At 69.7% G+C, this 23,587-nt stretch carries 24 protein-coding genes and 1 tRNA gene; 18 read left to right on the forward strand and 7 right to left on the reverse strand.

What is annotated here, in order from left to right:
• Window positions 1–16: 16 nt before the first annotated feature.
• The 6 genes from ACFFIO_RS11740 to ACFFIO_RS11765 all read left to right on the forward strand — a co-directional run bounded on the left by ACFFIO_RS11740 (window position 17) and on the right by ACFFIO_RS11765 (window position 5,791).
• Window positions 17–1,021, forward strand: a complete 1,005-nt coding sequence (locus tag ACFFIO_RS11740) for a pseudouridine synthase (RefSeq protein ID WP_378041995.1) — start codon at window positions 17–19, stop codon at window positions 1,019–1,021.
• Window positions 1,021–2,202 (forward strand): prephenate dehydrogenase, encoded by a 1,182-nt coding sequence (locus tag ACFFIO_RS11745; RefSeq protein WP_378041997.1) that lies wholly within the window; start codon window positions 1,021–1,023, stop codon window positions 2,200–2,202. Before ACFFIO_RS11740 ends, ACFFIO_RS11745 begins: the two co-directional genes overlap by 1 nt.
• Window positions 2,203–2,946 carry a (d)CMP kinase gene (gene cmk / locus ACFFIO_RS11750; protein ID WP_378041999.1) on the forward strand — a complete coding sequence of 248 codons (744 nt, stop codon included), beginning with the start codon at window positions 2,203–2,205 and terminating at the stop codon, window positions 2,944–2,946.
• Window positions 2,943–4,505: a ribosome biogenesis GTPase Der gene (gene der, locus ACFFIO_RS11755; RefSeq protein WP_378042000.1), complete on the forward strand. Its 1,563-nt coding sequence runs from the start codon at window positions 2,943–2,945 to the stop codon at window positions 4,503–4,505. The genes cmk and der overlap by 4 nt, the downstream gene beginning before the upstream one ends.
• 61 nt (window positions 4,506–4,566) lie before the next feature.
• Entirely contained in the window at window positions 4,567–5,595 is a 1,029-nt protein-coding gene (locus ACFFIO_RS11760; protein WP_378042002.1) for an NADP-dependent oxidoreductase, read from the forward strand.
• A gap of 119 nt (window positions 5,596–5,714) precedes the next feature.
• A tRNA-Pro gene (locus ACFFIO_RS11765) sits at window positions 5,715–5,791 on the forward strand.
• A 120-nt stretch (window positions 5,792–5,911) separates the two neighbouring features.
• Here ACFFIO_RS11765 and ACFFIO_RS11770 read toward each other — a convergent pair.
• Window positions 5,912–6,502, reverse strand: coding sequence for a helix-turn-helix domain-containing protein (locus ACFFIO_RS11770; RefSeq protein ID WP_378042004.1), 591 nt, complete (start codon window positions 6,500–6,502; stop codon window positions 5,912–5,914).
• Window positions 6,503–6,628: 126 nt separating this feature from the next.
• On the opposite strand from ACFFIO_RS11770, the gene ACFFIO_RS11775 reads away from it, so the two are divergent.
• Window positions 6,629–7,399: a class I SAM-dependent methyltransferase gene (locus tag ACFFIO_RS11775; protein WP_378042005.1), complete on the forward strand. Its 771-nt coding sequence runs from the start codon at window positions 6,629–6,631 to the stop codon at window positions 7,397–7,399.
• Between the two features lie 99 nt (window positions 7,400–7,498).
• Window positions 7,499–8,857 carry an MFS transporter gene (locus tag ACFFIO_RS11780; RefSeq protein ID WP_378042006.1) on the forward strand — a complete coding sequence of 453 codons (1,359 nt, stop codon included), beginning with the start codon at window positions 7,499–7,501 and terminating at the stop codon, window positions 8,855–8,857.
• Here the strand turns inward: ACFFIO_RS11780 and ACFFIO_RS11785 are convergent.
• Both ACFFIO_RS11785 and ACFFIO_RS11790 read right to left on the reverse strand, forming a co-directional pair.
• On the reverse strand, window positions 8,842–9,387 hold the full coding sequence (locus ACFFIO_RS11785; protein WP_378042007.1) for a DUF488 domain-containing protein: 546 nt from the start codon (window positions 9,385–9,387) through the stop codon (window positions 8,842–8,844). The two genes, ACFFIO_RS11780 and ACFFIO_RS11785, sit on opposite strands and share 16 nt — an antisense overlap.
• Window positions 9,388–9,391: 4 nt before the next feature.
• Window positions 9,392–9,616: a hypervirulence associated TUDOR domain-containing protein gene (locus ACFFIO_RS11790; RefSeq protein ID WP_378042008.1), complete on the reverse strand. Its 225-nt coding sequence runs from the start codon at window positions 9,614–9,616 to the stop codon at window positions 9,392–9,394.
• A 117-nt stretch (window positions 9,617–9,733) separates the two neighbouring features.
• On the opposite strand from ACFFIO_RS11790, the gene ACFFIO_RS11795 reads away from it, so the two are divergent.
• Window positions 9,734–11,305 carry a peptide MFS transporter gene (locus ACFFIO_RS11795; RefSeq protein WP_378042009.1) on the forward strand — a complete coding sequence of 524 codons (1,572 nt, stop codon included), beginning with the start codon at window positions 9,734–9,736 and terminating at the stop codon, window positions 11,303–11,305.
• Window positions 11,306–11,376: 71 nt separating this feature from the next.
• Here the strand turns inward: ACFFIO_RS11795 and ACFFIO_RS11800 are convergent, their stop codons facing one another.
• On the reverse strand, window positions 11,377–12,189 hold the full coding sequence (locus tag ACFFIO_RS11800) for a GAP family protein (protein ID WP_378042011.1): 813 nt from the start codon (window positions 12,187–12,189) through the stop codon (window positions 11,377–11,379).
• Window positions 12,190–12,301: 112 nt separating this feature from the next.
• On the opposite strand from ACFFIO_RS11800, the gene ACFFIO_RS11805 reads away from it, so the two are divergent.
• Window positions 12,302–13,519: a sensor histidine kinase gene (locus ACFFIO_RS11805; protein ID WP_378042012.1), complete on the forward strand. Its 1,218-nt coding sequence runs from the start codon at window positions 12,302–12,304 to the stop codon at window positions 13,517–13,519.
• Window positions 13,516–14,184: a response regulator gene (locus ACFFIO_RS11810; RefSeq protein ID WP_378042014.1), complete on the forward strand. Its 669-nt coding sequence runs from the start codon at window positions 13,516–13,518 to the stop codon at window positions 14,182–14,184. The genes ACFFIO_RS11805 and ACFFIO_RS11810 overlap by 4 nt, the downstream gene beginning before the upstream one ends.
• Before the next feature lie 40 nt (window positions 14,185–14,224).
• Here ACFFIO_RS11810 and ACFFIO_RS11815 read toward each other — a convergent pair whose 3' ends face one another.
• Window positions 14,225–15,361: a baeRF11 domain-containing protein gene (locus tag ACFFIO_RS11815; RefSeq protein ID WP_378042015.1), complete on the reverse strand. Its 1,137-nt coding sequence runs from the start codon at window positions 15,359–15,361 to the stop codon at window positions 14,225–14,227.
• Window positions 15,362–15,478: 117 nt separating this feature from the next.
• On the opposite strand from ACFFIO_RS11815, the gene ACFFIO_RS11820 reads away from it, so the two are divergent.
• The gene (locus ACFFIO_RS11820) at window positions 15,479–15,988 is read left to right on the forward strand and encodes a mycothiol transferase (protein WP_378042016.1); all 510 of its coding nucleotides are present in this window, start codon (window positions 15,479–15,481) and stop codon (window positions 15,986–15,988) included.
• A 32-nt stretch (window positions 15,989–16,020) separates the two neighbouring features.
• On the opposite strand, the gene ACFFIO_RS11825 is transcribed toward ACFFIO_RS11820, so the two are convergent.
• Window positions 16,021–17,997 carry an FAD-dependent monooxygenase gene (locus ACFFIO_RS11825; RefSeq protein ID WP_378042017.1) on the reverse strand — a complete coding sequence of 659 codons (1,977 nt, stop codon included), beginning with the start codon at window positions 17,995–17,997 and terminating at the stop codon, window positions 16,021–16,023.
• A 139-nt stretch (window positions 17,998–18,136) separates the two neighbouring features.
• Between ACFFIO_RS11825 and ACFFIO_RS11830 the strand changes: the two genes are divergently transcribed.
• From ACFFIO_RS11830 to ACFFIO_RS11855, 6 genes are all read left to right on the forward strand, one after another.
• Entirely contained in the window at window positions 18,137–19,045 is a 909-nt protein-coding gene (locus ACFFIO_RS11830; RefSeq protein ID WP_378042018.1) for a MarR family winged helix-turn-helix transcriptional regulator, read from the forward strand.
• A 62-nt stretch (window positions 19,046–19,107) separates the two neighbouring features.
• Window positions 19,108–19,494 (forward strand): glycine cleavage system protein GcvH, encoded by a 387-nt coding sequence (gene gcvH / locus ACFFIO_RS11835; RefSeq protein WP_378042019.1) that lies wholly within the window; start codon window positions 19,108–19,110, stop codon window positions 19,492–19,494.
• Between the two features lie 67 nt (window positions 19,495–19,561).
• A complete protein-coding gene (locus ACFFIO_RS11840) occupies window positions 19,562–20,023 on the forward strand; it encodes an FHA domain-containing protein (protein ID WP_159551403.1) in 462 nt (153 codons plus the stop codon).
• A gap of 142 nt (window positions 20,024–20,165) precedes the next feature.
• Window positions 20,166–20,852 carry a transcriptional regulator FtsR gene (gene ftsR / locus ACFFIO_RS11845; protein WP_159554902.1) on the forward strand — a complete coding sequence of 229 codons (687 nt, stop codon included), beginning with the start codon at window positions 20,166–20,168 and terminating at the stop codon, window positions 20,850–20,852.
• Window positions 20,853–20,862: 10 nt separating this feature from the next.
• The gene (locus ACFFIO_RS11850; RefSeq protein WP_378042020.1) at window positions 20,863–21,426 is read left to right on the forward strand and encodes a bifunctional nuclease family protein; all 564 of its coding nucleotides are present in this window, start codon (window positions 20,863–20,865) and stop codon (window positions 21,424–21,426) included.
• A gap of 285 nt (window positions 21,427–21,711) precedes the next feature.
• Entirely contained in the window at window positions 21,712–22,314 is a 603-nt protein-coding gene (locus tag ACFFIO_RS11855) for a MerR family transcriptional regulator (RefSeq protein WP_378042022.1), read from the forward strand.
• Between the two features lie 204 nt (window positions 22,315–22,518).
• Here ACFFIO_RS11855 and ACFFIO_RS11860 read toward each other — a convergent pair whose 3' ends face one another.
• Complete coding sequence (locus ACFFIO_RS11860; RefSeq protein ID WP_378042023.1) at window positions 22,519–23,364, reverse strand: ParA family protein; 846 nt, start codon at window positions 23,362–23,364, stop codon at window positions 22,519–22,521.
• Between the last annotated feature and the right edge of the window lie 223 nt (window positions 23,365–23,587).

Consider the following 23,587-nt stretch of genomic DNA (forward strand, 5'->3'; position numbering starts at 1 on the left):
AGAGGACAGTGCACTGATGAATGACCGCAAGCCGGGAGGCTCCGGAAAGAAGAACAACAGCTACCGCGGCACACCGCAGCCGAGCAAGCCACAGCAGGGCAAACCCGGCAAGGGCCAGTCCTCCCCGGGGCAGCGCAAGTCCTGGGGCACCCCGGGACCCGGGCAGAGGGGCGGACCGTTCCGCGAGGACTCCCAGAAGGGATACGACCGCAACCTCGGAGCGGCCCGGAAGCCCGACCGCCCCAACCGCGCCCAGCGGGACCAGAACTTCTCGTCGGTCCACACCCCCGAGGGTGTGCGCCTGCAGAAGGTCATGGCCTCCGCCGGGGTGGCCTCCCGCCGCGTCTGCGAGGACCTCATCGCCGAGGGGCGCGTGGAGGTGGACGGCAAGGTCGTCACCGAGACCGGTATCCGCGTGGACCCGGACACGGCGGTCATCCATGTGGACGGCCTCCGCCTGCAGCTGGATACCACCCTGCGGTACTTCGCCTTCAACAAGCCCCGCGGCGTCGTCTCCACCATGGACGACCCCGATGGCCGGCCGTGCATCTCCGACTACCTCAAGAAGGGCAAGTACGACTCGACGCGCCTCTTCCACGTGGGCCGCCTGGACACCGAGACCGAGGGCCTGCTGCTGTTGACCAACGACGGTGAACTGGCCAACCGGTTGACCCATCCGAGTTTCGAGATCCCCAAGACCTACCTCGTCCAGGTCCACGGCCCGATGGCCAAGGGCGTCGGCGCGCAGCTCAAGGAGGGCATGCAGCTCGAGGACGGCTTCGCCCAGGTGGACTCGTTCAAGCTGGTGGACTCCACGCCGGGCCACGTGCTGGTGGAGGTCGTCATGCACTCCGGCAAGAACCGGATCGTGCGCCGCATGTTCAAGGAGGTCGGATACCCGGTCGAGCGCCTCGTCCGGGTGAAGTTCGGGCCGATCGGCCTCGGCGACCAGAAGCAGGGCACCATCCGCCAGATGGGCCGCCAGGAACAGGGCCACCTCATGGCCGCTGTGAACCTGTGATGGCTCCACGGAGTGTCCCCGAACCGGTGCTGATCCGCGGAACCGGGCTGCTGGGCACCTCCATCGGCCTCGGCCTGCGGTCCGCCGGTGCGGACACCTACCTCTCCGACCCCTCCCCGTCGGCCCAGGCGGTCGCCGTGGACATCGGTGCCGGCCGGCCCTTCCCGGGTGACATCACGGCATCCTCGGCCGCTTCCGCTGCTGTGGAGGCCGGCAGCACCGACGGCACCACCACCGGTGCCGAGACAGCTCCCGTGCCGGGCGTCGTCGTGGTGGCCGCGCCGCCGGATGTCGCCGGGCAGGTCGTCATCGATTCGCTCGTGCGGTTCCCCGGCGCCGTCGTGCTGGACATCGCCTCCGTCAAGGGGGCGATCCGGCGTGAGGTGGACGCCGCCGTCGTGGGCGGGCATCTGACGCCGGCGCAGGCGGCACGGTACGTGGGCACCCACCCCATGGCAGGGCGCGAACGCTCCGGTCCGGTGGCCGCCCGCGGTGCCCTGTTCACCGCCGCCCCGTGGGTGGTCTGCGCGAAGGAGGAGACCTCGCCGGAGGCCGTGTCCGTCGCGGAGGAGATCGCCCGAGTGCTCGGGGCCACTGTGCACCGGATGACAGCCGAGGACCATGATGCCTCGGTGGCCCTGATCTCCCACCTGCCGCAGATCGCTGCCTCCCTGGTGTCATCGCGGCTGCAGGAGACTCCGGCCCAGTCCCTGGCCCTGTCCGGCAACGGGCTGCGGGACACCACCCGCATCGCGGCGTCTGACCCACAGCTGTGGGTGCAGATCCTCGCGGCCAACGCCCCGGACATCCTGGAGATCCTCTACGGGGTGCGCGAGGACCTGGACCGGCTGATCGCCACCATGGAGGAGCCCACGGCCCCCGGGGCCCGGCTGGACATCGCCCAGCTGATCGCCGAGGGCAACGCCGGCCACGCCCGGATCCCGGGCAAGCACGGCGCTCCGCCGCAGGCCTTCGCCGTGGTCACCGTGATCGTGGACGACACCCCGGGGCAGATCTCCGCCGTCCTGCAGGATGTGGGGGAGGCTGGCGTCAACGTGGAGGACCTGCGCATGGACCACTCCGCCGGCCACGAGGTCGGGATGCTGGAGATCTCCGTGCTGCCGGGCCGCAAACAGGATCTGACGGACGCGCTGACAGCGCAGGGATGGAAGGTGGTCTGAATGACCGAGACGACAACCCCGACCGGGCTCCAGCCCCCGAGCCAGCGCCTCGTCGTGGCCGTGGACGGGCCCTCCGGCTCCGGCAAGTCCTCGGTCTCCCGGGCCATCGCCCGCCGGCTCGGTGCCGCCTATCTGGACACCGGCGCCATGTACCGGGCCGTCGCGTGGCACTGCCGCGACCAAGGCGTCCTCGACGACCCTGACGCGGTCGTCGCCGCGGTCCAGGACATGGACGTGGTCCTGTCCGTGGATCCGGACCACGAACGCGTGGTGGTGGGGACCGAGGACATCACCGAGGCCATCCGCGAACCCGGCATCTCCGCCGTCGTGTCCGTGGTCGCCACCAACCGCGCCGTGCGCGAGCTGCTCGTGGCCCGCCAGCGCGCCGAGATCGACGCGCACCGCAAGATCGTGGCCGAGGGGCGGGACATCACCACCGTGGTGGCTCCCGACGCCGACGCGCGGATCCTGCTCACCGCGTCCGCCGAGGCACGCACGGCCCGCCGCGCCGCCCAGCTGGGAGGCACCGTGGAGGCGAAGGACCTGGCCGAGCAGGTGTCCGGCCGGGATGCCAAGGACTCCACCGTGGTGGACTTCATGAGCCCGTCCGACGGGGTGGGCCTGGTGGACTCCACCGAACTCGATTTCGAGGCGACCATCGAGGCCATGCTGGCCGAGATCACCCGCCAACAGTCCAACCGGACGACCAAGCAGACGACCAACCCGGAAGGGGACCGCGCATGAGCACCGAGAACAGTGCGTCACGCGACGCCGGAGCATCGACGCCGGACGACGGCACCGAGTACCAGCCGATCGGCAGTGACCAGATCGAGGAGAAGCTGGCCGCCCTCTCCGACGAGGAGGCCCAGCAGCGGGCCGAGGCCCTTCGGGCCGGGCTCGAGGACTACGACCTGGACGAGGAGGACGCGGCCCTGCTGCGCGGCTGGGAGGACGGTGACCCCGAGCCCGAGGAGGCACCGGCACCCCCGGTGCTCGCCGTCGTCGGGCGCCCCAACGTGGGCAAGTCCACCCTCGTCAACCGCATCATCGGCCGCCGGGAGGCCGTGGTGGAGGACGTGCCGGGCGTGACCCGCGACCGCGTCAGCTACGAGTCCGAATGGGGCGGCAAGACCTTCACGGTGGTGGACACCGGCGGTTGGGAGCACGACGCCAAGGGCATCCACCAGCGCGTGGCCGAGCAGGCCGAACGCGCTGTGGACGTGGCCGACGCCGTCCTGTTCGTGGTCGACTCCACGGTGGGCGCCACCTCCACGGACGAGGCCGTCGTCAAGCTGTTGCGCCGCAAGGGCCGCCCCGTGCTGCTCGTGGCCAACAAGGTGGACGACATCTCCCAGGAGGCCGACGCGGCCTCGCTGTGGGGCCTGGGCCTGGGCCAGCCGTTCCCGGTCTCCGCCGTGCACGGCCGGGGGACCGGCGACCTGCTGGACGCGGCCATGGAGGCCCTGCCCGAGGTGACCGCCTACGGTGGGCTCATCCCGCGCGGCGGTCCCCGTCGAGTGGCGCTGCTGGGCCGTCCGAACGTGGGCAAGTCCTCGCTGTTGAACCAGCTCGCCGGCTCCGACCGCGTGGTGGTGGACGAGACGGCCGGGACCACGCGTGACCCGGTGGACGAGCTCGTCGAGCTGGGCGGCCGCATGTGGCGCTTCGTGGACACCGCCGGCATCCGCCGCCGGCAGCACATGGCCCACGGCTCCGACTACTACGCCTCGCTGCGGACCCAGTCGGCCCTCGACAAGGCCGAGGTGGCCGTGGTGCTGCTGGAGGCCTCGGAGGTGCTCTCCGAACAGGACGTGCGCATCCTGCAGCTCGTGCTGGACTCCGGCCGGGCCGTGGTCCTGGCGTTCAACAAGTGGGACCTCATGGACGAGGACCGCCGCACCTACCTGGAACGGGAGATCGACCGGGACCTGGCCCATGTGGCCTGGGCTCCGCGCGTCAACCTCTCGGCCAAGACCGGCTGGCACAAGGACCGCCTCGTGCCCGCCCTGGACACGTCGTTGGACTCGTGGGACACCCGTATCCCGACGGGCAAGCTCAACGCCTTCCTCGGTGAGCTCGTGGCAGCCCACCCGCACCCCGTGCGTGGCGGCAAGCAGCCCCGCATCCTGTTCGCGACGCAGCCCTCCACCCAGCCGCCGCGGATCGTGCTGTTCACGACCGGATTCCTGGAGCCCGGCTACCGCCGCTTCATCATCCGGCGCCTGCGTGAGACCTTCGGCTTCGAGGGAAGCCCGATCGAGCTGGGCATGCGGGTGCGGGAGAAGCGCACACGCAAGCGATGACCGCGCTGAGACACGGGGCGTAGGGTCGGTCGCAGGAGACGACCGACCTGAAGGAGTGTGCATGTCCCCGTTCACCAGTTCCGAGATCCGTCTGACCTCCCGCCCCGAGGGGATGCCGACGCCCGAGGACTTCTCGGTCGACCAGGTCGCCCACGGCGAGCTGGAACCCGGCCAGGTGCGGGTGTCCAACGAGTTCATCTCGGTTGACCCCTACATGCGTGGCCGGATGCGAGCGGGCCGCAGCTACGTGAAGCCCTACGGCCTGGGGGAGACCATCACCGGTGGCGCCGTCGGCCGGGTGGTGCAGTCCGCGGCGGACCACCTGCCCGAGGGCACCGCGGTGTTGCACCAGCACGGGTGGAGCGACGCGGTCCAGGATGAGGCCTCCACCTTCCAGGCCGTGCCGGAGCTCGACGGCCTGCCCCTCTCGCTGTACCTGGGCCTGCTCGGCATGCCGGGACTGACCGCCTATGTGGGGCTGACGAGGGTCGCCGAGTTGCGCCCGGGGGACAGCCTGTTCGTCTCCGGGGCCGCGGGCGCGGTGGGCACCGCCGTCGGCCAGATCGCCCGGCAACTGGGCGCCGCCCGCCTGATCGGGTCCGCCGGGTCCGCTGAGAAGGTCGGGTTGCTGAAGGACAAGTACGGCTTCGACGTGGCGCTGAACTACCGGGACGCGCCGATCCGCGAGCAGCTGGTGGACGCGTTGGGGCACGAGGGCGTGGACGTGTTCTACGACAACGTGGGCGGCGACCACCTGGAGGCCGCCCTGGAGGTCATGAACGACTTCGGCCGGCTGGCCCTGTGCGGGGCGATCTCCGGTTACAACGCCACCGAACGCCCGGCCGGACCGGACAACATGGGCAACATGGTCACCCGCCGCCTGCGGATGCAGGGGTTCATCGTGGCCGAGGTGGCCTCCGAGCACCCGGAGGTCACCGAGGAGTTCCGGAAGCGCATGACCGGGTGGTTGTCGGCCGGAGACGTCACCTCTGAGGAGACCGTCGTGGAGGGCCTCGAGCACACCGTGGACGCGTTCCTGGACATGATGCGCGGAGGCAACACCGGCAAGATGGTGGTGAGGGTCGGCTGATCCGTGCTGCGGACGCTGTCGGCGGCCTCGCCGCTGCCGTCACCGCCCCACTGGTCCGTGGGCACCTCAACGTTGGTGTACAGTTGACTGGTGGATTGATCCGGTGAGGATCGGTTCCACGGGCTATGGCGCAGCTTGGTAGCGCGCTTCACTGGGGGTGAAGAGGTCGTGGGTTCAAATCCCGCTAGCCCGACCATGTGATCTCTCAGGAGATCGGCGACAGCCCGGACCCATGATGGGTCCGGGCTTTTCGTTTGCCTGGGTTTGCCTGGAGGTGGTCCGGGTGGCCGCTGCATGGCGGGCTGGGGCGGCGTCGTCAGTCGGCAGTCGGGACGACCGCCCGGAGGTGGGCACGCTCGCCCTGCCGGCCGACGAGGCAGAGGTACTCGACGGGCCCGGCGCTGGTGGCCCCGAACCAGTGCGGGGTGCGGGTGTCGAATTCGGCAGCCTCGCCGGCCTTGAGGCGGAGGTCCTGGTCCCCGAGGACCAGGCGCAGAGTCCCATTGAGGACGTACACCCAGTCATGCCCCTCGTGGGTCCGTGGATCAGGGACGAGATCATCGCTGCCGGTGGGCCGGACGAACTTGTAGGCCTGGACGCCTCCCGGCCTGCGGCTCAGGGGGATGATCACGGAACCGTCGGGGCAGGACATCGGCCGCAGGTCGAGCCGGGGGTCCGCGGTGCGCGGCGCGTCCACGAGGGAGTCGATGGTGACGCCGTAGTAGCGGGCCAGGGGCAGCAGCTGTTCCAGGGTCGGCCGACGCAGTCCGGCCTCCAGCCGGGAGAGGGTGCTGGCCGAGATCCGGGTCTCGGCCGCCAATTGGGTGAGCGTGACGTCGCGGCGTAGCCGAAGTTGCTTCAGGCGTGGCCCGACGGCGTCCAGGGTCTGTTCGGGTGTTTCGTTCATCCCCTCAGTTTGCCATTTGGCACAAGGGTTTGCATTCCGGGATGGTGGCGGGGATTCTGGAGGGAACATGGCAACGACGACGGCGCGAAGACGCCACGAACACACCACGGCACGAGGGGCAGTTGCATGCACGCAGAGGACGATCCGCGAGGACAGCACCGATTCGACCAGGAGTACTGGGAGCGGCATTGGGCGCCCGACGCCGAGACGGGGGAGGACGCCCGCCAGCCGGTGCCGGCGAGCCCCTATCTCGAGGCCGAGATCGGCCACCTGCGGCCGAGCACGGCGTTGGACGCGGGCTGCGGGACCGGTACCGAGGCGCTCTGGCTCGCGCACCGAGGCTGGCAGGTGACCGGCGCAGACATCTCCGCGACGGCTTTGACCGCCGCGGCTGCCCGGGCCGAGGCCGAGGGTCTTACCGGCCGCGTGTCCTGGACGGAGGCGGACCTGACCCAGTGGGAACCAGGACGGATGTGGGACTTGGTGGTGACCCACTACGCACACCCCGATTCCGGGCAGCTGGCCTTCTACGAGCGCATCGCCTCCTGGGTGGCACCCGGCGGCACCCTGCTGATCGTGGGGCACCTGCACGCGCCGCACGCCGGACACCACGCGCACGGCGAGCACGGGGTGGACAGCGGCCACGGTGACCACGGCGAGCACGGGGTGGAGAGCGGCCACGGGGACCACGGCGAGCTACGTGAGCATGACGGCAATGCTGGCCAGACCGGATCCGGGCATCCTGAAGGGTCCACGGCCACCCTGGCCGGGATCACCGGGCTGTTCTCCGTGCCGGGCTGGACCGTGGAACGCGGTTACGAGAGCACCCGAACCATGGAGGCGGGGGAACGCTCCATCACCCTGCAGGACGTGGTCGTCCGCGCCACCCGAACCTGATCCACGGTCGCGGGTGCCAGTGCCAGTGCCCGCAAACTCCCGGCGGCCGCCGTCATCCGCGCCTACCGCTGTGGTCCGGGCCGGGCCTACGCTCTACGGGTGGATCAGCTCACGCGCCCCGCCCGAGAACGCGGGCGCACCTTTGCCCAGATCCTCGCGAACACGGCCGTGGCCAACCTGACCACCAGCTACCTCTGGTTCGGACTGACGTTCTGGATCTACCTCGAGACCCGCAATGTCATCGCGACCGGCGTGACCGGCGGGGTCTACATGCTGCTGCTCGCCGGATCCTCCATCAGCTTCGGCACGCTGGTGGACCGCTACCGAAAACTCGACCTGATGCGCCTGGCGGCCCTGTTCACCCTGGCGATGTTCCTGGCTGCGGGCGCGGTGTTCCTCCTGGCTCCCGCGGACCAGATCGCCCGGTTGGACGGGCCCTGGTTCTGGGTCTTCGCCCTGCTGGTGCTCATCGGGGCCGTGGTGGAGAACCTGCGCAACGTCGCCCTGTCCACCACGGTCACCATCCTGATCGAGGATGAGCGCCGGGCGAACGCCAACGGCCTGGTCGGCATGGTGCAGGGCATCGCCTTCATGGTCACGTCCGTGCTCTCCGGGCTGTCCATCGGGCTGCTCGGCATGGGGCCGACCGTGGTCATCGCGCTGGTGCTGACGGCTGCGGCGTACCTGCACCTGTTGACGGTCCGCCTTCCGGAGGAGACGGTCCCCGTACTCTCCGATGCCCATGGCGGGTTCGACCTGGCCGGGTCCTGGCGGGGGGTGATGGCCGTGTCCGGCCTCTTCGCCCTAATCCTGTTCAGCACCTTCAACAACTTCATCGGCGGCGTCTACATGGCCCTGATGGACCCCTACGGCCTCGAACTGTTCAGTGTGGAGGCGTGGGGTCTGGTCTTCGCCCTGGCCTCCACCGGGTTCATCATCGGTGGTGCCGTGATCGGAAAGTTCGGCCTGGGTCGCAACCCTCTGCGCACCATGCTGGTGGTGGTCATGGTCATGGGCCTGATCGGGGCCACCTTCACCCTGCGCGAATGGGGGTGGTTGTACGTCGTGGGCATCTGGCTGTACATGTGCCTGATCCCGGCGGTGGAGGCCGCCGAGCAGACCGTCATCCAACGCGTGGTCCCGCTCGAGCGGCAGGGCCGTGTGTTTGGTTTTGCCCTGGCCTTCGAGGCGTCCGCCGCCCCGGTCACCGCACTGGTGGTCGCGCCGCTCGCCGAGGTGTGGATCATCCCCTATGCCCGCAGCGAGGCCGGTGCCGCCGTCCTGGCACCATTGCTCGGGGAGGGCACAGCCCGCGGTATCGCGCTGGTCTTCCTCCTGGCCGGGCTCATCATGGTGGTGGCCGCCGCCCTGGCGTTCCTCACGCCCGTCTACCGGCGCGTCTCGGTCGAGTATGCCCTGGCGGCGTCCGGTGAGGGGGCCGATCACCGGGCCGGATAGGTGACGTTCCCCTCCCCGGGGCCGACGACGGCGCCGGCCGTCATCTCTGCCGGCGTCACCTTCTCCGGTCCCATCAGGTGCAAGACCTGTTCCCCTCGCGCGAGCAGGTGGTCAGCGATCAACCGGCGGTGACACCGCCACCACACGGCCTCGGAACACATCACGGTGACCGTCTGCGCCGTACCCCACTCGCGGAGCGTGTCCAGGCCGTCACGGAAGCCGCCGGTCAGCGCGTGGTCGGCGTAGTTGTGGAAGCTGCGGTTCTGCCAGAAGGCGTTCACCTCGAAGGGGGTCTCGTGGGACACCCTCCGTCGCCCGGCGAGGGCCTCCAGCTTCTGGTAGCCGATGCCCGCTGCGGGCATCGAGTCAGCCAGGGCGTCGTCGTTGAACTGCGGATTCCGCCGGGACCCCGTCAGCTTGCGCACGTCCACCACGAGGTCGACTCCGGCCGACTCCAAGATGTCCAGGAACTCCTCCAGGGGACGATTGGAGTGACCGACGGTGTAGAAGGGCCTTGCTGCCGTGCCCAACGGCTCAACCGCTCTTCTTTGCCAGCTTTGTCAGCGCCCCGCCCTTGTGGGCGGCCACATGGTCGGTCTTGTCGCTACGGATCTCGTACTGAGGATCGTCCTTCGAGGCCCGGCGGGTGTGCCCCTTGTACTGGAAGTCCGCAGTATGCACCTTCGTGATCGTCCCGGAGACCTGTCCGGCCTCGGAGTTCCAGCTCACGTGGTCGCCCACGGAGAAGTTCTGCGTCATCACGGTCCTTTCGCATCGACAGCATGACGGGCGGCGCGGTCGAGAAGCCCCACCCTGCGCGCTTGCAGGATGACCCCACCGTACGCCCGGAACGGCCCGGACGTGCCGGGATTTGCAATGACGGGCAAACAGGAGCACGGTATACGGGTGAAAAGACCCTCCTCAAACGAGCCCCATGACCTGGGTGGAACCGGCGACCCCGGCCTGACGCACGTCACCGAGACCCGGACCGCCGAGCCGAACGCGGTGGACCGCAACCCCTCGGGACGGACCTTCCTGGGTCAGCCTGGCACCCTGGCCAACCTGTTCAGCGTCGAGATGTGGGAGAGGTTCTCCTTCTACGGCATGCAGGGCATCCTGCTGATCTACATGTACTTCCAGACCACCGAGGGCGGTCTGGGGATCGACGAGGGCATCGCCACGGGCATCGTGGGCGCCTACGGCGGCATGGTCTACGTCTTCTGCATCCTCGGCGGCTGGGTGGCGGACCGGTTGATCGGCTCCGAGCGCGCCATGTTCTACAGCGCGCTGCTCATCATGGCCGGCCACATCGCGCTCGCACTCGTGCCGGGCATCCCCGGACTCGTGCTCGGACTGCTCCTGGTGGCGGTGGGCTCAGGCGGGCTCAAGGCCAACGTCGCCAACCTCGTGGGACACCTCTACACCCGCGAGGACCCGCGCCGTGACGCCGGCTTCTCCATCTTCTACATGGGTGTCAACATCGGCGGGCTCTTCGGCCCGCTGGTGACCGGCTGGGTCCAGCAGAGCTGGGGCTTCCACCTCGGCTTCGGGCTCGCCGCGCTCGGCATGGGCATCGGCCTCCTGCAGTACTCGGTCCGCCGGAAGGATCTCCCCGAGGACGTGCACGCCGTTCCGGATCCGCTGCCGCGCAGCCAGTTCCCCAAGTGGATCGCCATCGCCGCGGCCGCCCTGGTGGTCGTGGGCGTCCTGCTCGGGACCGGTGTGGTCCACGCCGGCAACCTGGCCGACGTCGTGGCGATCCTTGCGGCCGCGGCCGCCGTCGCCATCTTCGCCTACCTCCTGGCCTCCTCGAAGGTGACCGGGGTGGAGCGGTCCCGCGTCATCGCGTTCATTCCGCTGTTCATCGGTTCGGCCGCCTTCTTCGCACTGTTCCAGCAGCAGTTCACCGTGATCACCCTGTACTCCGACACCCGGCTCGACCGCGAGATCTTCGGCTGGGAGATGCCCATCCCGTGGGTGCAGTCCATCAACCCGGTCTTCATCATCCTCTTCGCCCCGGTGTTCGCATGGCTCTGGACCCGTCTGGGCAAGCGGCAGCCGAACACCCCGGTGAAGTTCGCCCTGGGCATCGCCCTGATGGGCTCGGCGTTCCTGCTGTTCCTGCCGATGGTGAGCACCGCGGCCGTCCCGGTGCTGTGGATCGCGCTGATCCTCTTCGCCGCGACCATGGGTGAGCTGCTGGTCTCCCCGGTGGGGTTGTCCCTGTCCACCAAGCTCGCCCCGGTGAACTTCCCGGTGATGATGGTGGCCCTGTACAACCTGTCCGTCGCGCTGGGCACCGCCTTGGCCGGCTCGCTGGCCGGGTTCTACAGTGCCGAGAACGAGGGCACCTACTTCGGTGTCCTCGGAGCCGTGACCATCGGTATCGGCGTCCTCATGCTGTTGGTCTCCAAGCCGATCCACAAGGCCATGAAGGGCGTCGACTGAGACCCTCAGACGCGCCTGGAGGGCCGGAGAGCCCCCTTCAGCGCTGACCGTTGACCGCTCTGCCGCGGGCCTCACCAGCCGTAGGCCATCACGGCAGCGGACAGCCCAGCGGGCAGTCCACCGGGCGCCGAATCGGACACCGCATCGGCCGAGAGCACGGCCGGTGCGGTGTTCAGCACCAGCACCACGCCGACGGCGCCCACCACCCAGGCGGCCGTGCTCGCCCCATGCCGGGCGAACCAGGCATCCAGCCGCGCCAGCGGGCGCTCGACCAGGCGCCCGGCGCCGCATCGCGCGGCGAGCAGCACCAACGCGGGCAGGACCATCACCAGGCAGTAGCCCGCCAGCCACAGCGGCGACGCCGGCCAGCCGGGTCCCTGGGCCGCGATCAGCCCGATGGCGGCCAGGTACGGCAGCATGGAGGCCACCTCCACCAGTCCAGCCCCGAGGGCGAGACCCACCAGGGAGCCCAACCCGCCCGGCTCCTGCCCGGTGGCCCGCCGGCGCCACGCCGCCAGACGCCCGTTGCCGGACCGTGCCCGCTCCTTGGCGGCGGGGGAGTCCAGGCGGAAACTCCAGAGGAACAGCCCCAACCCGAGGATCATCCCGAACGCCATGGCGAGCCGGGATTCCATCAGTTGTCCCAGGTTCTCCACGATCCATCCGGCACCCAGCAGCACGGCGAGCCCGACGACGAAGTAGAACAGGGTGATCGTCCCCAGGTAGAGCAGCATCCGGCCGACCCGGACCCTGCCGGGAGCCATCAGGAGCCACACGGGGATGGCCAGGGTGCCGAAACTGGTGCTGTCCACCAGGGCGAGCACGGCGAGGATGGCGAACAGTGGTCCGCCGGAGAGCGGGTCGATGACGTTCAAGGAGTCCATGCCGTCCAGCCTTCCCGGACCGGCCCGGGCTGTCGTCCGCCAAAGGACTGATCGGGGAGGTACCCCTTTCGGATGACTCGTCCCCCACCCGGCGATGTCTAGCATGGGGACCGTGAACCGATCCCGACTGGCCGCCCTCTCGCCGTTGTTGTATCTGGCGGTCGGAGTAGCTCTGCTGGCGTCCGGCGAGACCTGGGAGATCACCCCACCCCTGGTCCCTGCGGCCGCCGTTTCCGCCGGGTGGCACATGGTGCCACTGCTGGTGGTCTGCGGGGCGATCGTCCTCCAGCGCCGGTATACCGTGGCCGGTTTTGCCCTGGCCGCCGTGGCCACGCTGGCAGACGCGTCGCTGGGGTTGCACCTGGGTGTCTTCTTGGCCTGGACCGACACTGCCTACGCCGTGGCCCGTCGCGCCGAACGACGCCAGCGGCAGATGACCATGGGGTTGACGGGTCTGGCCGTCATCGTGCTGTGGGCCGTGCTGGCCACCCTCCCTGGCGGTGATCAGTATGCCCTGCCCGTGGCGTTGACCCTGACCGCGGGCGTCGCCATCCCGTTCTGGTGGGGTGCGGAGGTGCGCAATGGCGACGACCGGGCGGCCCGCGCCAGTGCCGCCACCCTCTGGGAACGCGAACGGTCCGAGACGGCACGGCGCGAGGCGGAACGGGAGCGGGCCGAGGCGGTCCGCCGCGAACGCACCGCCATGGCCCGTGAACTCCACGACACCGTGTCCGCACACCTGTCCGGGATCGCCCTGCACTCGGCGGCAGCCCTGTCCGGTGCACCGGATGCCGAGCTGGACCGCCGCGCCCTGCAGCACACCCGGAGTGCATCGCTGGCGGCCCTGGACGAGATGCGCACCATGATCGGGCTGCTGCACCAACCCGGCGAACCACTGGACCTGCAGGTGAGGGACGGGCTGGACGCCCTCCCCGGATTGCTCCAACGCACCGAGGCCGCCGGGGTGGAGGTGTCCGCCGAGCTGCAGCCGGTCGAGGTCGGACCCGCCGTGGGCCAAGCGCTGCTGCGGTTCGCCCAGGAGGGCCTGGCCAATGCCGCCAAACATGGGACCGGCGCCGTCCGGTTGCGACTGTCCGGCCTCCCCACGGTGGTCCGCCTGGACATCGAGAACCCGACGCCGGCCCCTCCCCTCGAGCCATCGGCCTCCGGCGGGGCCGGTCCTGGCATCGGCCTGTCCTCCATGCGTGAGCGGCTGCGGGCCGTGGGCGGAACGGTGCAGATCACGCGGGCCGACGGCCGATGGCGGATCCGCGCCGAGGTGCCCGTGGAGTCGGCAGGGTCCTCGGAATCTTCGGAGTCCGCGGCATGAGCATCAGGGTCGTGCTGGCCGATGACCACGGCACCGTGCGCTCCGGTCTGAAGGCCCTCCTCGAGCGGGCCGAGGGGATCGAGGTGGTGGGGGAGGCCTCCGATGGCGCGGCGGCAGTCGTCAACGCCCGGGCCCTGCGCCCGGACGTGGTGCTGATGGATGTCCGGATGCCGGTGGTGGACGGTGTGGCCGCCACCCGGGAGATCGTGTCCGAGGGCACCGCCGCCGTGCTGGTCCTGACGACCTTCGACGAGGACGAGGTGGTCCTGTCCGCGATCCGTGCCGGCGCGGCCGGATTCCTCCTGAAGACGGCCGAGGCCACGGAGCTGGTGTCCGCCGTGCGGCGGGTGGCCGCCGGGGAGGGGGTGGTGGCCCCGGAGGTGACCCGGCGCGTGTTCCGGGAACTCGCCACCGCCGGTGCCCGGGTCAGCCCGGCCGAGGACGGCCAGGCCGCTGCGCAGCTGGAACACCTCACGGTGCGGGAACGCGATGTCCTCACCCAGCTCGGGGCGGGCGCCTCCAACAGTCAGCTGGCGCGCGAGCTGGGCATCTCCGAGGCCACGGCGAAGACCCATGTCTCCCGGGTGCTGGCCAAGCTCGGTGTCCAGTCACGCACCCAGGCCGCACTCGTGGCCCGCGACGCCGGCTTGATGGACAGTACCTGAGCGTCGCCACTCGCTGGGGAACCGTCGGGGCCCGGTTCCCTCAGGAAGCCGAACGGAACGTCGCGGCGATCCGGGCGCCGTCGGGAAGATCCGCCCCGCGGACCGCCTTGACCGTGCCGCCGGTGCGCAGGACGCGGGCCGCGACCTCGTCCGCCAGCCCATAGGTGTGAGCGCTCGGCTCGTCGGCGGGGGTGACGTTGCCGTATTCGTCGATCGTGCCCTCACGTTCCGCCGTGAGGTCGAACAGGAGGACGTCCACCTGGCCGGCCGTGGCCGCCTTGGCGATCTCGCGGAGCTTCGCACTGGCCCGGCCATGGGCGCGGAGGGTGCCGAACTGTTCCCTCCAGTCGGCGAGCTGGGCGGCGTAGTTGCGGTCCAGGACGTCGCGTCCCCGGCGGGCGAGGTCGTCCGGACCCAGGGAGGCCGGGTTGGCCGTGATGCCCTCCTCCACCAGCCGCCGGTAGGTGTTGATCTCCCGGTAGGCCGGTTCGAGATCGGGGCTGGCCGCCAGCACCAGCGGGTGGCTCGAGCCGTTGATCTGGCGCAGGACCGCCTCCTGCACGGTGGAGCAGTAGTCGCGGCGCTGGATCTTGGGCCGCAGGGCGCCGTCCGCCCGCTGACGGTCCATCCGGCCCTCGTTGTCCGCCGTCTGCAACTCCAGGCCGAGGTCCTCCGGCAGCCCGGTCAGTTCCACCTCATGGCAGGAGGCGTCCGACTCCAGCACCAGCAGGCGGACCGAGCCCTTCGTCAAGGCCAGCACGAACCCACTGTGGGCGAAGGTGGTCGCCCGGATCAACGGCCCCGCGTCGAAACGGTCGCCGACTCCAGAATGGGCGCGGAGGTTGTTCATGAGCCGGAACGCCCGCAACCCCAGCGGTGAGACGAAGACGGCGAGAGAGCGTGCCTGGGTGGACCAGAAGTCCCGGTCGTCCACGAGCTGGTCCACGGCGGCCGTGATCCGGTCCAGGTCCTCGGCGGGGACCTCGGCGGCAGCCAGCTGGGCGACGCCCTCACCCACGGCCGCGCGCAAGGACAACTGGGCTGCTTCGGGATTCCTGCCGATCGGCGATCGACTCTCGCTCGAACCGGACGGGGCAACATACACGGTCACGCTCGCGGGATGGCGATGCTGCGTGAGTTCGGCGAAGTCTTCAGCGGAGGGTATGTCGATACTCATGGGGACACGGTACCCACGAGGCCACAAAAGTACACCAGCTGGGCCGTCCCCCGATGTGGTGGTGCACGCCGACGGGCACGGTGGAGATGACGCGGGTGGAGGGTGCACACTGGGGCCATGAACTCGATCGCCGTGTTGCAGGAACTCGCCCGCCGCCCCCTCGATGAGCTGGACCTGGTCTGGGACCGCATCGGCCCCTCCAACGTGAACGCCCACCCGGGCGGCCACCCCAACTCCATTGCCTGGCTGCTGTGGCACTCCGGCCGTGAGATCGATGCCCAGGTGGCCCACCTGGGCGGACAGGAGCAGCTGTGGACCGCCCAGGGCTGGGTGGAACGGTTCGGCCCGGACGTGCCGGCCGAGGAGCATGGCTACGGCCAGTCGGAGGACACGGCGCGCGCCGTCGTCGTCCAGGACAAGGAGGTGCTGCGCGAGTACCTGGCGGCCGTGACCGAACAGTCCCTGGACTACCTGGGGTCGCTGACGGAAGAGGACCTCGCCGAGGTGATCGACCGTCAGTGGGACCCGCCGGTCACCCGTGCGGTGCGGTTGGTCAGCGTCTATGCCGACGCCCTGCAGCACGTGGGCCAGGCGGCCTACGTGGCCGGGACGGACCCGGAGGACTGAGAACCCTGTCCACCGGGCCCCGCCCCTCAGGTTCAGCCCTTTTCGACGCCCTGATCGATCATGAACGCGGCAAAGAAGTCCGCCAGCTCGGTGTGGGCTCCCAGCGGGAGGACCTGTGCCACGTACTGGTCCGGGCGGACGACCACGAGGGCGCCCCGCTCACGGTCGATGCCACGCAGGTCGTAGATGTCCTGGGTGACCTGGATGCCGGGCACCGTGCCGAGCAGGTGACCATTGGTCCTCTCGGAGGAGAAGACCTTCTCGTAGTCGCGCAGGCCGAACCTGCCCTTGGCCGGGAGGAGGAACGGCGGCAGGGCGTTCAGGTCCACGGAATGGTGCTCCTGCTGGAGGATCGCCCGGACATCGAACACGGCGTCGTCCGGGGCCCCGGACGGGGTGAACCGGCGGACCGGGGACTGCTCGGAGGTGTCCAGGAACTCCAGCAGCGCGCCGAGGGCCGAGTCCTCTGACCCGACTGCAGGTGCGTCACCGAAGGCGTACAGGCGCCAGCGGCCGTCCGCCTCGTGCACGTGGCCCAGCTGCTCCGGCTTCGCATCCGCCACACGGATGACCGGAGCCGAGTGGAACCGGGTGCCGACCTCGAACCCGGGGGCCAGACCCTGATGCTCCGTTCCCCCTGTCAGGAGGGAGCGCTCATACACCGTGGACAGTCCCGCGGTGAACTTCCCGCCGGCCACGAAGTGCGCCTCGACGTCGTTCGCGGCGACGCCTCCGGACTCCGGGTCGTTCGGGTCGGAGACCTTGGAACCGATCATCTTGGACCAGCGCTTGTCGAAGTCGATGAGTTCCCGGGCGATCTTCTGACGCTCGCCGGAGTAGGTGGCCAGCAACGACTTCGGTGAGCGGCCCTGCAGCACGGCGGCCAGCTTCCAGCCCAGGTTGTAGGTGTCTTGCATGGACACGTTCATGCCCTGCCCCGCCTTGGCGGAGTGCGTGTGACAGGCGTCCCCGGCGATGAACACCCGCGGGTCCAGGGCTCCGACGCTTTCTGCCGGCACGTCGTCGAACCCGTCCGTCACCCGCTGACCGACCTCGTACACGCTCCACCAGGCCACGTCCTTGGCGTCCAGCGTGTACGGGTGCAGTGCCCTCTGGGCGGCCGCGAGGATGTCCTCGAAGGTGGTGCGCTCGCGGACGCTGCGGTCACCCTCGGGGAGGTCGCCGAGGTCCACGTAGTAGCGCACCAGGTTCCCGCCCTCGCGTGGGATCTGGAGCAGGGAGCCGGACGCGGACTGCATGACGGCCTTCTTGCGGACGTCCGGGAAGTCGGTGACCGGGAGGATGTCCATGACGCCCCAGGCGTGGTTCTGGGCGTCGCCGTGCAGGGACCGTCCGATCGAGGTGCGGATGACCGAGCGGGCACCGTCGCATCCGACCACGTAGCGGGCCCGGACGGTGCGGGTGGTTCCGGTGCCCTTGCCGTCCTGGTCGGTCACCTCCAGGGTGACCGTCACCCGTGCCTCGGGATCCTCCGGGATGTCCACGCCGAGGGCCTTGAACCCGTAGTCGACCTCCAGCCGGGAGGCGGACTTCGACGCCTTGGCCAGGAGCATCTCCTGCATGCGGGCCTGGTTGACGATCACGTGCGGATACTCGCTGAGCCCGTCCGCGACGTCCTGGATCTGGCCGGTGCGGGTGATGCCCGCGCGATCCTGGGAGGACGGGGACCAGAACGTGGTCTCGTTGACCCAGTAGGCCTCGTCCAACAGCGTGGTGGCCAGGCCGAAGGCGTCGAACATCTCCACGGTGCGGCAGGAGACCCCATCGGCCTGACCCACGGGCAGCGGCCCCTGGCGGCGCTCCACCACGCGGGTGGTGATCTCCGGGAACTCGGCCAGCTGCGCTGCCAGAACGGTGCCGGCCGGGCCGGTGCCGACGATCAGGACATCGACCTCCTCCGGCAGGGGACCCTGCCCCTCGTCACGGCCGGGCGCTGCCGGCTCGATCGTGGGATCTCCGTAGCGGTAGCCGTCCAGGTGGTATTGCATGGGACTCCTTCTCCAACATCAGCCAGATCATCCGTGTACTGCACGATTCTGTCCCGAGCATAGCGCACACTGGTGACTTGAACCACAGTAGACTGGGCTGAACGCTTCATCCGTGTACTGAACATCAAGGGAGATCTGCATGGATTCGAGGGCCCTCGTGGGGCATCAGCTGCGCCGATGCCACCAGGTGCACAACGCGCTCTGGGTGGACGCCGTGGGCGGGTTGCTGACATCGCCGCAGTACTCGGTGCTGTTCACCGTCGCCGCAGCCGAGCGGCCCCTGGACCAGCTTTCCGTGGGTCGGGCCGCGGGGCTGGACCGGACCACGGTGGCCGGGGTGATCCGCCGCCTGGAGGAGCAGGGGTGGCTGCGGCGGGAGCGTGATCCCGCCGATGCGCGGCGGCATGTCATCACCCTGCCCGTGCCCGCCGCGGTGGCCTTGGAGGGATTGACGCCGGCGGTCCGCGCAGTGCAGGAGCGGCTGATGGCACCCCTTGCTGCAGCCGATCGTGCCTGGCTCGGGCGCCGCCTGGTAGACCTCTCGAATCATCACGGCGCGGCGGGAACGTCCGGCGATTCCGGCCGACACGAGGTGCGCCACCGGGAGGAGGACCTCCGTCCCGGCCACCTGATCCGGCTGGCCCAGCAACGGCACACGGTGTTGTGGGCCGACGAGCTGGGCGGCATCATCACCGGCCCGCAGTTCGCCGTCCTGCTGGTCCTGGTCACGTCCGGTCCCACGGGTCAAGGAGCCGTGGCCGGACTGGCCGCTCTCGACCGGTCCAGTGGCTCTGACGTACTGCGGCGGCTCGAGGCCCGGGGCTGGACGGAGCGGCGCCCCGACCCGGACGACCGCCGCTCCCGCATGGTCTCCCTGACCACGGTGGGCCGGGCGCTCGTCGACGAGCTCTGGCCCGCCGTGGAACGGGTCCAGGAGCGGATCCTGGAACCGGTGTCCGCGCCGGAGCGGGGCCGGGTCGTCGAGGTGCTGGCCGCCGTCGGGAGTCCGCCTCCTGCGGCATTGGCACCCCGCCGCGGAGGCCAGTAGTGTCGTCTGTGTACCGCGAGGCCTGCACGGGCCGGACCTCACACCTGTGATCTGGAGGAACTATGAGCAATATCCCCGATGGGCTTCGCTACAGCGCCGAACACGAATGGGTCTCCGGGCCGGACGCCGACGGCGTCGTCCGCATCGGCATCACCGACTTCGCCCAGGACGCGCTCGGTGACGTGGTCTACGTCGACCTGCCCGAGGTCGGCGCGGAGATCACCGCAGACTCCACGGTCGGCGAGGTGGAGTCCACCAAGTCCGTCAGCGACCTCTTCGCGCCGGTCTCCGGTACCGTCACGGCCCGCAATGAGACCCTGGACGCGGATCCGGCCAAGGTGAACGCCGATCCGTACGGGGACGGCTGGCTCCTGGAGATGACCGTCTCGGACCCCGCACAGGTTGAAGCCCTGCTCGATGCGGAGGGTTACCGCCAGCAGGTAGGCTAGTCAGGTCACGAAGCCACCACGACCATCGGGTTCGCCGCGATCGGTCGGACACATCCTCGGAGGAGCCATGTCACAGGACGGGACCCAGCAACCGGACGGCCGGAACACGGGTACCGAGCCGGAGGCGCTGACCACCAGCATCGGCCTGCCCGATCTTGGCTCGTCGCCGGACCGCTCGCTCGAGGCGGAGGACCGCGCGGCCATCAACGCCCTGCCCGTCGGCTCGGCACTCCTGGTGGCCCATGCCGGACCCAACCAGGGTGCGCGGTTCCTCCTGGACCAGGACTCGACGATGGCCGGCCGGCACCCCAACGCCGACATCTTCCTCGATGACGTCACCGTGTCGCGGAAGCATGCCGAGTTCCGCCGCTCCGGCGAGGGCTTCGTGATCGTGGACTCCGGCTCCTTGAACGGGACCTATGTGAACCACGACCGGGTCGATTCCGTGGCCCTGCGTTCCGGGATGGAAGTGCAGATCGGCAAGTTCCGGCTCACGTTCTACGCCGGCACCCAGCGCCCCGCCGTCTGAGTCAACCGGCCTGAGAGGGCCGGCCCGCCCTGACGACGACCGCCACTTCGAGCAACGACCGAGGACATCCGTGAGCGCAGCAGCTTCCCGCCGCCCCCTTTCCGCCGCATCCGCCGCCGCGACCGGGGGCAACCGCGCCGTCATGAACATCGGTGAGGTGCTGGCAGAGCTGAAGGGTGACTTTCCGCAGGTCAGCGCCTCGAAGATCCGCTTCCTCGAGGAGAAGGGGCTCATCACGCCCCGCCGCACCTCCGCGGGCTACCGCAAATACACCGATGCCGACGTGGACCGGTTGCGCTTCATCCTCGCCCTGCAGCGGGACCAGTACCTCCCCCTGAAGGTCATCAAGGACTACCTCGATGCCGTGGACCGCGGTGAGCACCCTGAATCCCTGCCCGGGGGGCTCACCCTGACCCCGCGCTCGGTGTCCGACCAGCTGGCCCAGGAGCTGGCCGGGCACACCCGCCCGCTCACCCGGGCCGAGTTGCAGGGAATCTCCGGGGCCACCACGCAGCTGCTGGACTCCCTGGAGCAGTTCGGCATGGTGTCGCCGGATGAGAACGGGCGCTATTCCGAGCACGCCCTCAAGGCGACGCGATCCGCCGTCGTACTGGCCGCCCATGGACTGGAGCCGCGCCACCTTCGTCCCTTCCGGGCTGCGGCGGACCGCGAGCTCGGCCTCATCGAACGGGCCACGGCCTCACTGGCCACCCGTAAGGACGCCGCTGCCAACGCCCGGATGGCCGACGCCGCGCGGGAGCTCAGCGAGGCCTGCCTGGGGCTGCACAGCGCCCTCGTGGCGGCAGCCGTGGCCGACCTGGACACGTGAGGGTGCGCGCATGAACCTGCCGGATGTCGAGATGACGGTGCTGGGCGTGCGTGTCGAGCTGCCCGGGAACCAGCCCTTGGTCCTCCTCCAGGATCCCGGCACGGGCACCCTTGTTCCCATCTGGATCGGGGCACCGGAGGCCAGCGCCATCGCTTTGTGGCAGCAGGGGCTCACCCCGCCGCGTCCCATGACGCACGACCTGTTGATCGAGGTCCTCTCAGCCACGGGCACCGCTCTTGAATCGGTGCGCATCGGATCGGTCGAGGATGCCGTCTTCCATGCCGAGCTGATCCTGGACAACGGCGCGCGGGTGGACGCCCGTGCGTCGGACGCCATCGCTTGCGCGCTGCGTGCCGAGGCGCCGGTGCTCTGCGCGGCCGAGGTGCTGGAGGCGGCCGGGGTGGACCCTGAGCAGGCCGAAGACGTAGACGAGGACTCCGAAGACGGGGTGGATGAGGCCGTCACCGGGGTCACCGGGGCTGCGGAGCGTGATGCGGAACTCAACCGGTTCCGGGAGTTCCTGGACAACGTGGACCCGGAGGACTTCGCCGACGGCGGTTCCAGCCAGTCCTGATCGCCGGATCCACCCCGGATTCGCGCGGTCGCCAGGCGTGGCCGGAGGTCCGTCAACCCGTGCCTGACCACCGGCGGCGCGGCGACACGCACGGGGAAGAATGCACGAGGTCTTTGACCGTGGACCCATCCGGGCATAGCGTCATGTCCAGAGGTTCCACATTGCCTATCGGTTCAATCGCACCGATCGGTGGTTTGGTGTCGGGCCGATGCCCGGAACTGATCGCCGATCCGGACCGCCGGGCACTTCCTTCCCCAGTGTGGAACCATGACCAGGAGGGTTCCAGTGAGTCCGAAGGGCGAGGCCGGGCAGTCCCCGGATGCGCATCACAAGTCACCCCCGCGCACCCCTGCGCAGGGCATGCTGTTCACCGAAGACCTACCCGTCCTTGACGAGGGCGCCGGCTACCGCGGTCCGACCGCGTGCAAGGCCGCCGGCATCACCTACCGTCAGCTCGACTACTGGGCACGCACCGGCCTGGTGGTCCCCACCGTTCGGGGCGCCAGCGGATCTGGCACCCAGCGGCTCTATTCCTTCCGTGACATCCTCGTGCTGAAGGTCGTCAAGCGACTGCTGGACACCGGGGTCTCCCTGCAGCAGATCCGCTCGGCCGTGGAACACCTGCGTGAGCGCGGCGTGGACGACCTGGCACAGATCACCCTCATGAGCGACGGCGCCTCGGTCTACGAGTGCATGTCTGCCGATGAGGTGATCGACCTGGTCCAGGGCGGCCAGGGCGTGTTCGGCATCGCCGTGGGCCGCGTGTGGCGCGAGGTCGAGGGCTCGCTGGCCGAGCTGCCGTCCGAGCAGCTCCATGCGGGCACCCCCGAAGAATTCCCCGGTGACGAACTGTCCCAGCGGCGCACGCGCCGCAAGTCTGCCTCCTGAGCCCCACGACGCTCAGCTCCTCTTCGCGCGCAGCGGGCGCCGCCCACAGGTGGAGGGCGCCCGCACAGGAGGGGACCGACGACGGCCCCGCACCTCTCTGAGAGAGGTACGGGGCCGTCGTCGTGCACGGGTCCTGTTGGTCATTCCGTGCCGTTCCGGAGACGGCTCCCTGGGGGCTTCGGCCATGGACCGGCGACTGCTGCTTCAGTGCCGGCGTTGACTGCGGCGGCCCTGCGGCCGGTGCAGCGCGGAGAGCAGCTCCTCGAAGAGCTCGGCCGACTGGGCCGCCGTTTCCCCGGGCCAGGCGTGCACCGGCCAGGCGGCGCCCTGGATCTGCTGCCAATTGCCTTGTTCGGGAATGGCGACCGGGAGCAGGCGGTCGCCATACATGCGCTCCATCTCACCCAGGCGGAACTGGTGCTCCGTGCTGGCCGGGCGCACCCGGTTGGCGACCACCCCGGTGGAATGGACTCCCTGGGCATACTCCTTCCGGAACAGATCAAGGGCCCGCAGGGTCCGCTCCGTGCCGGCCACGGAGAACAGGCTGGGCTCTGCCACCAGCAGTACGTCCGTGGAGGCTGCCCAGGCCATGCGAGTGACGCCGTTCAGGGCGGGCGGGCAGTCGACCAGCACCAGGGCGTATTTGGTCACGGACTCCAGCAGGGTGCTCAGCCGCCGAAGTTCGCGCAACCGGGTGGTGGGTCGCTCGAAGAGGGACGTTCGGGACGAGCCGCGCACCACGTCGAGGACCTTGGTCCCTCCCGGGATGCCGGTCTCGGCAGCCCCCGCCGTGAGGTCGGGCCAGCCGGAGGCGATGACGTGGTCGGACAGGTTCACCCGCCGGGGACGGTCCAGCAGGGTGCCGATGTCGTCTCTGCCCTGGATGTCCTGGCCCTGCTTGACGCCGAGCCCTGTGGTGGCATCGGCATGGGGGTCCATGTCCACCACCAGGGTGGGAATGCCCTGGGCCCGCGCCGCGGAGGCCAGTCCGAGGGTGACCGAGGTCTTGCCGACCCCGCCCTTGAGGCTGGAAATGGAGATGATCTGCACGGCGTGGGAATCCTGACTGTGGTGGGGCACGGTAGGCAAAGTGGGACCTTGACCGATGAATGGCTGAGGGACCAGCCTCTAGTCTAGTGCCGGTGCCCGTGTGACGGGCGTCATAGGGGCTGGGCTACGTCGTGTGCAAAACTGGCGCGTGATGTGAACCACAACGAGGTGATTCACCCGAGCGCGACCAGCGCGATAACGTCGGCCGGCGGATCCGCCGACC

Source organism: Citricoccus parietis, from assembly GCF_042433045.1.
Lineage (GTDB): Bacteria > Actinomycetota > Actinomycetes > Actinomycetales > Micrococcaceae > Citricoccus > Citricoccus parietis.

What these genes read in the sequence shown, in the direction of transcription:
- ACFFIO_RS11800 (WP_378042011.1), bottom strand. Translation starts at nt 12,189, where the DNA reads ATGGACTCCTTGAACGTCATCGACCCGCTCTCCGGCGGACCACTGTTC.
- ACFFIO_RS11790 (WP_378042008.1), bottom strand. Translation starts at nt 9,616, where the DNA reads ATGACGCAGAACTTCTCCGTGGGCGACCACGTGAGCTGGAACTCCGAG.
- ACFFIO_RS11810 (WP_378042014.1), top strand. Translation starts at nt 13,516, where the DNA reads ATGAGCATCAGGGTCGTGCTGGCCGATGACCACGGCACCGTGCGCTCC.
- cmk (WP_378041999.1), top strand. Translation starts at nt 2,203, where the DNA reads ATGACCGAGACGACAACCCCGACCGGGCTCCAGCCCCCGAGCCAGCGC.
- ACFFIO_RS11840 (WP_159551403.1), top strand. Translation starts at nt 19,562, where the DNA reads ATGTCACAGGACGGGACCCAGCAACCGGACGGCCGGAACACGGGTACC.
- ACFFIO_RS11850 (WP_378042020.1), top strand. Translation starts at nt 20,863, where the DNA reads ATGAACCTGCCGGATGTCGAGATGACGGTGCTGGGCGTGCGTGTCGAG.
- ACFFIO_RS11830 (WP_378042018.1), top strand. Translation starts at nt 18,137, where the DNA reads ATGGATTCGAGGGCCCTCGTGGGGCATCAGCTGCGCCGATGCCACCAG.
- ACFFIO_RS11795 (WP_378042009.1), top strand. Translation starts at nt 9,734, where the DNA reads ATGACGGGCAAACAGGAGCACGGTATACGGGTGAAAAGACCCTCCTCA.
- ACFFIO_RS11775 (WP_378042005.1), top strand. Translation starts at nt 6,629, where the DNA reads ATGCACGCAGAGGACGATCCGCGAGGACAGCACCGATTCGACCAGGAG.
- ACFFIO_RS11820 (WP_378042016.1), top strand. Translation starts at nt 15,479, where the DNA reads ATGAACTCGATCGCCGTGTTGCAGGAACTCGCCCGCCGCCCCCTCGAT.
- ACFFIO_RS11770 (WP_378042004.1), bottom strand. Translation starts at nt 6,502, where the DNA reads ATGAACGAAACACCCGAACAGACCCTGGACGCCGTCGGGCCACGCCTG.
- ACFFIO_RS11825 (WP_378042017.1), bottom strand. Translation starts at nt 17,997, where the DNA reads ATGCAATACCACCTGGACGGCTACCGCTACGGAGATCCCACGATCGAG.
- ftsR (WP_159554902.1), top strand. Translation starts at nt 20,166, where the DNA reads ATGAACATCGGTGAGGTGCTGGCAGAGCTGAAGGGTGACTTTCCGCAG.
- ACFFIO_RS11760 (WP_378042002.1), top strand. Translation starts at nt 4,567, where the DNA reads ATGTCCCCGTTCACCAGTTCCGAGATCCGTCTGACCTCCCGCCCCGAG.
- ACFFIO_RS11745 (WP_378041997.1), top strand. Translation starts at nt 1,021, where the DNA reads ATGGCTCCACGGAGTGTCCCCGAACCGGTGCTGATCCGCGGAACCGGG.
- ACFFIO_RS11740 (WP_378041995.1), top strand. Translation starts at nt 17, where the DNA reads ATGAATGACCGCAAGCCGGGAGGCTCCGGAAAGAAGAACAACAGCTAC.
- der (WP_378042000.1), top strand. Translation starts at nt 2,943, where the DNA reads ATGAGCACCGAGAACAGTGCGTCACGCGACGCCGGAGCATCGACGCCG.
- ACFFIO_RS11815 (WP_378042015.1), bottom strand. Translation starts at nt 15,361, where the DNA reads ATGAGTATCGACATACCCTCCGCTGAAGACTTCGCCGAACTCACGCAG.
- gcvH (WP_378042019.1), top strand. Translation starts at nt 19,108, where the DNA reads ATGAGCAATATCCCCGATGGGCTTCGCTACAGCGCCGAACACGAATGG.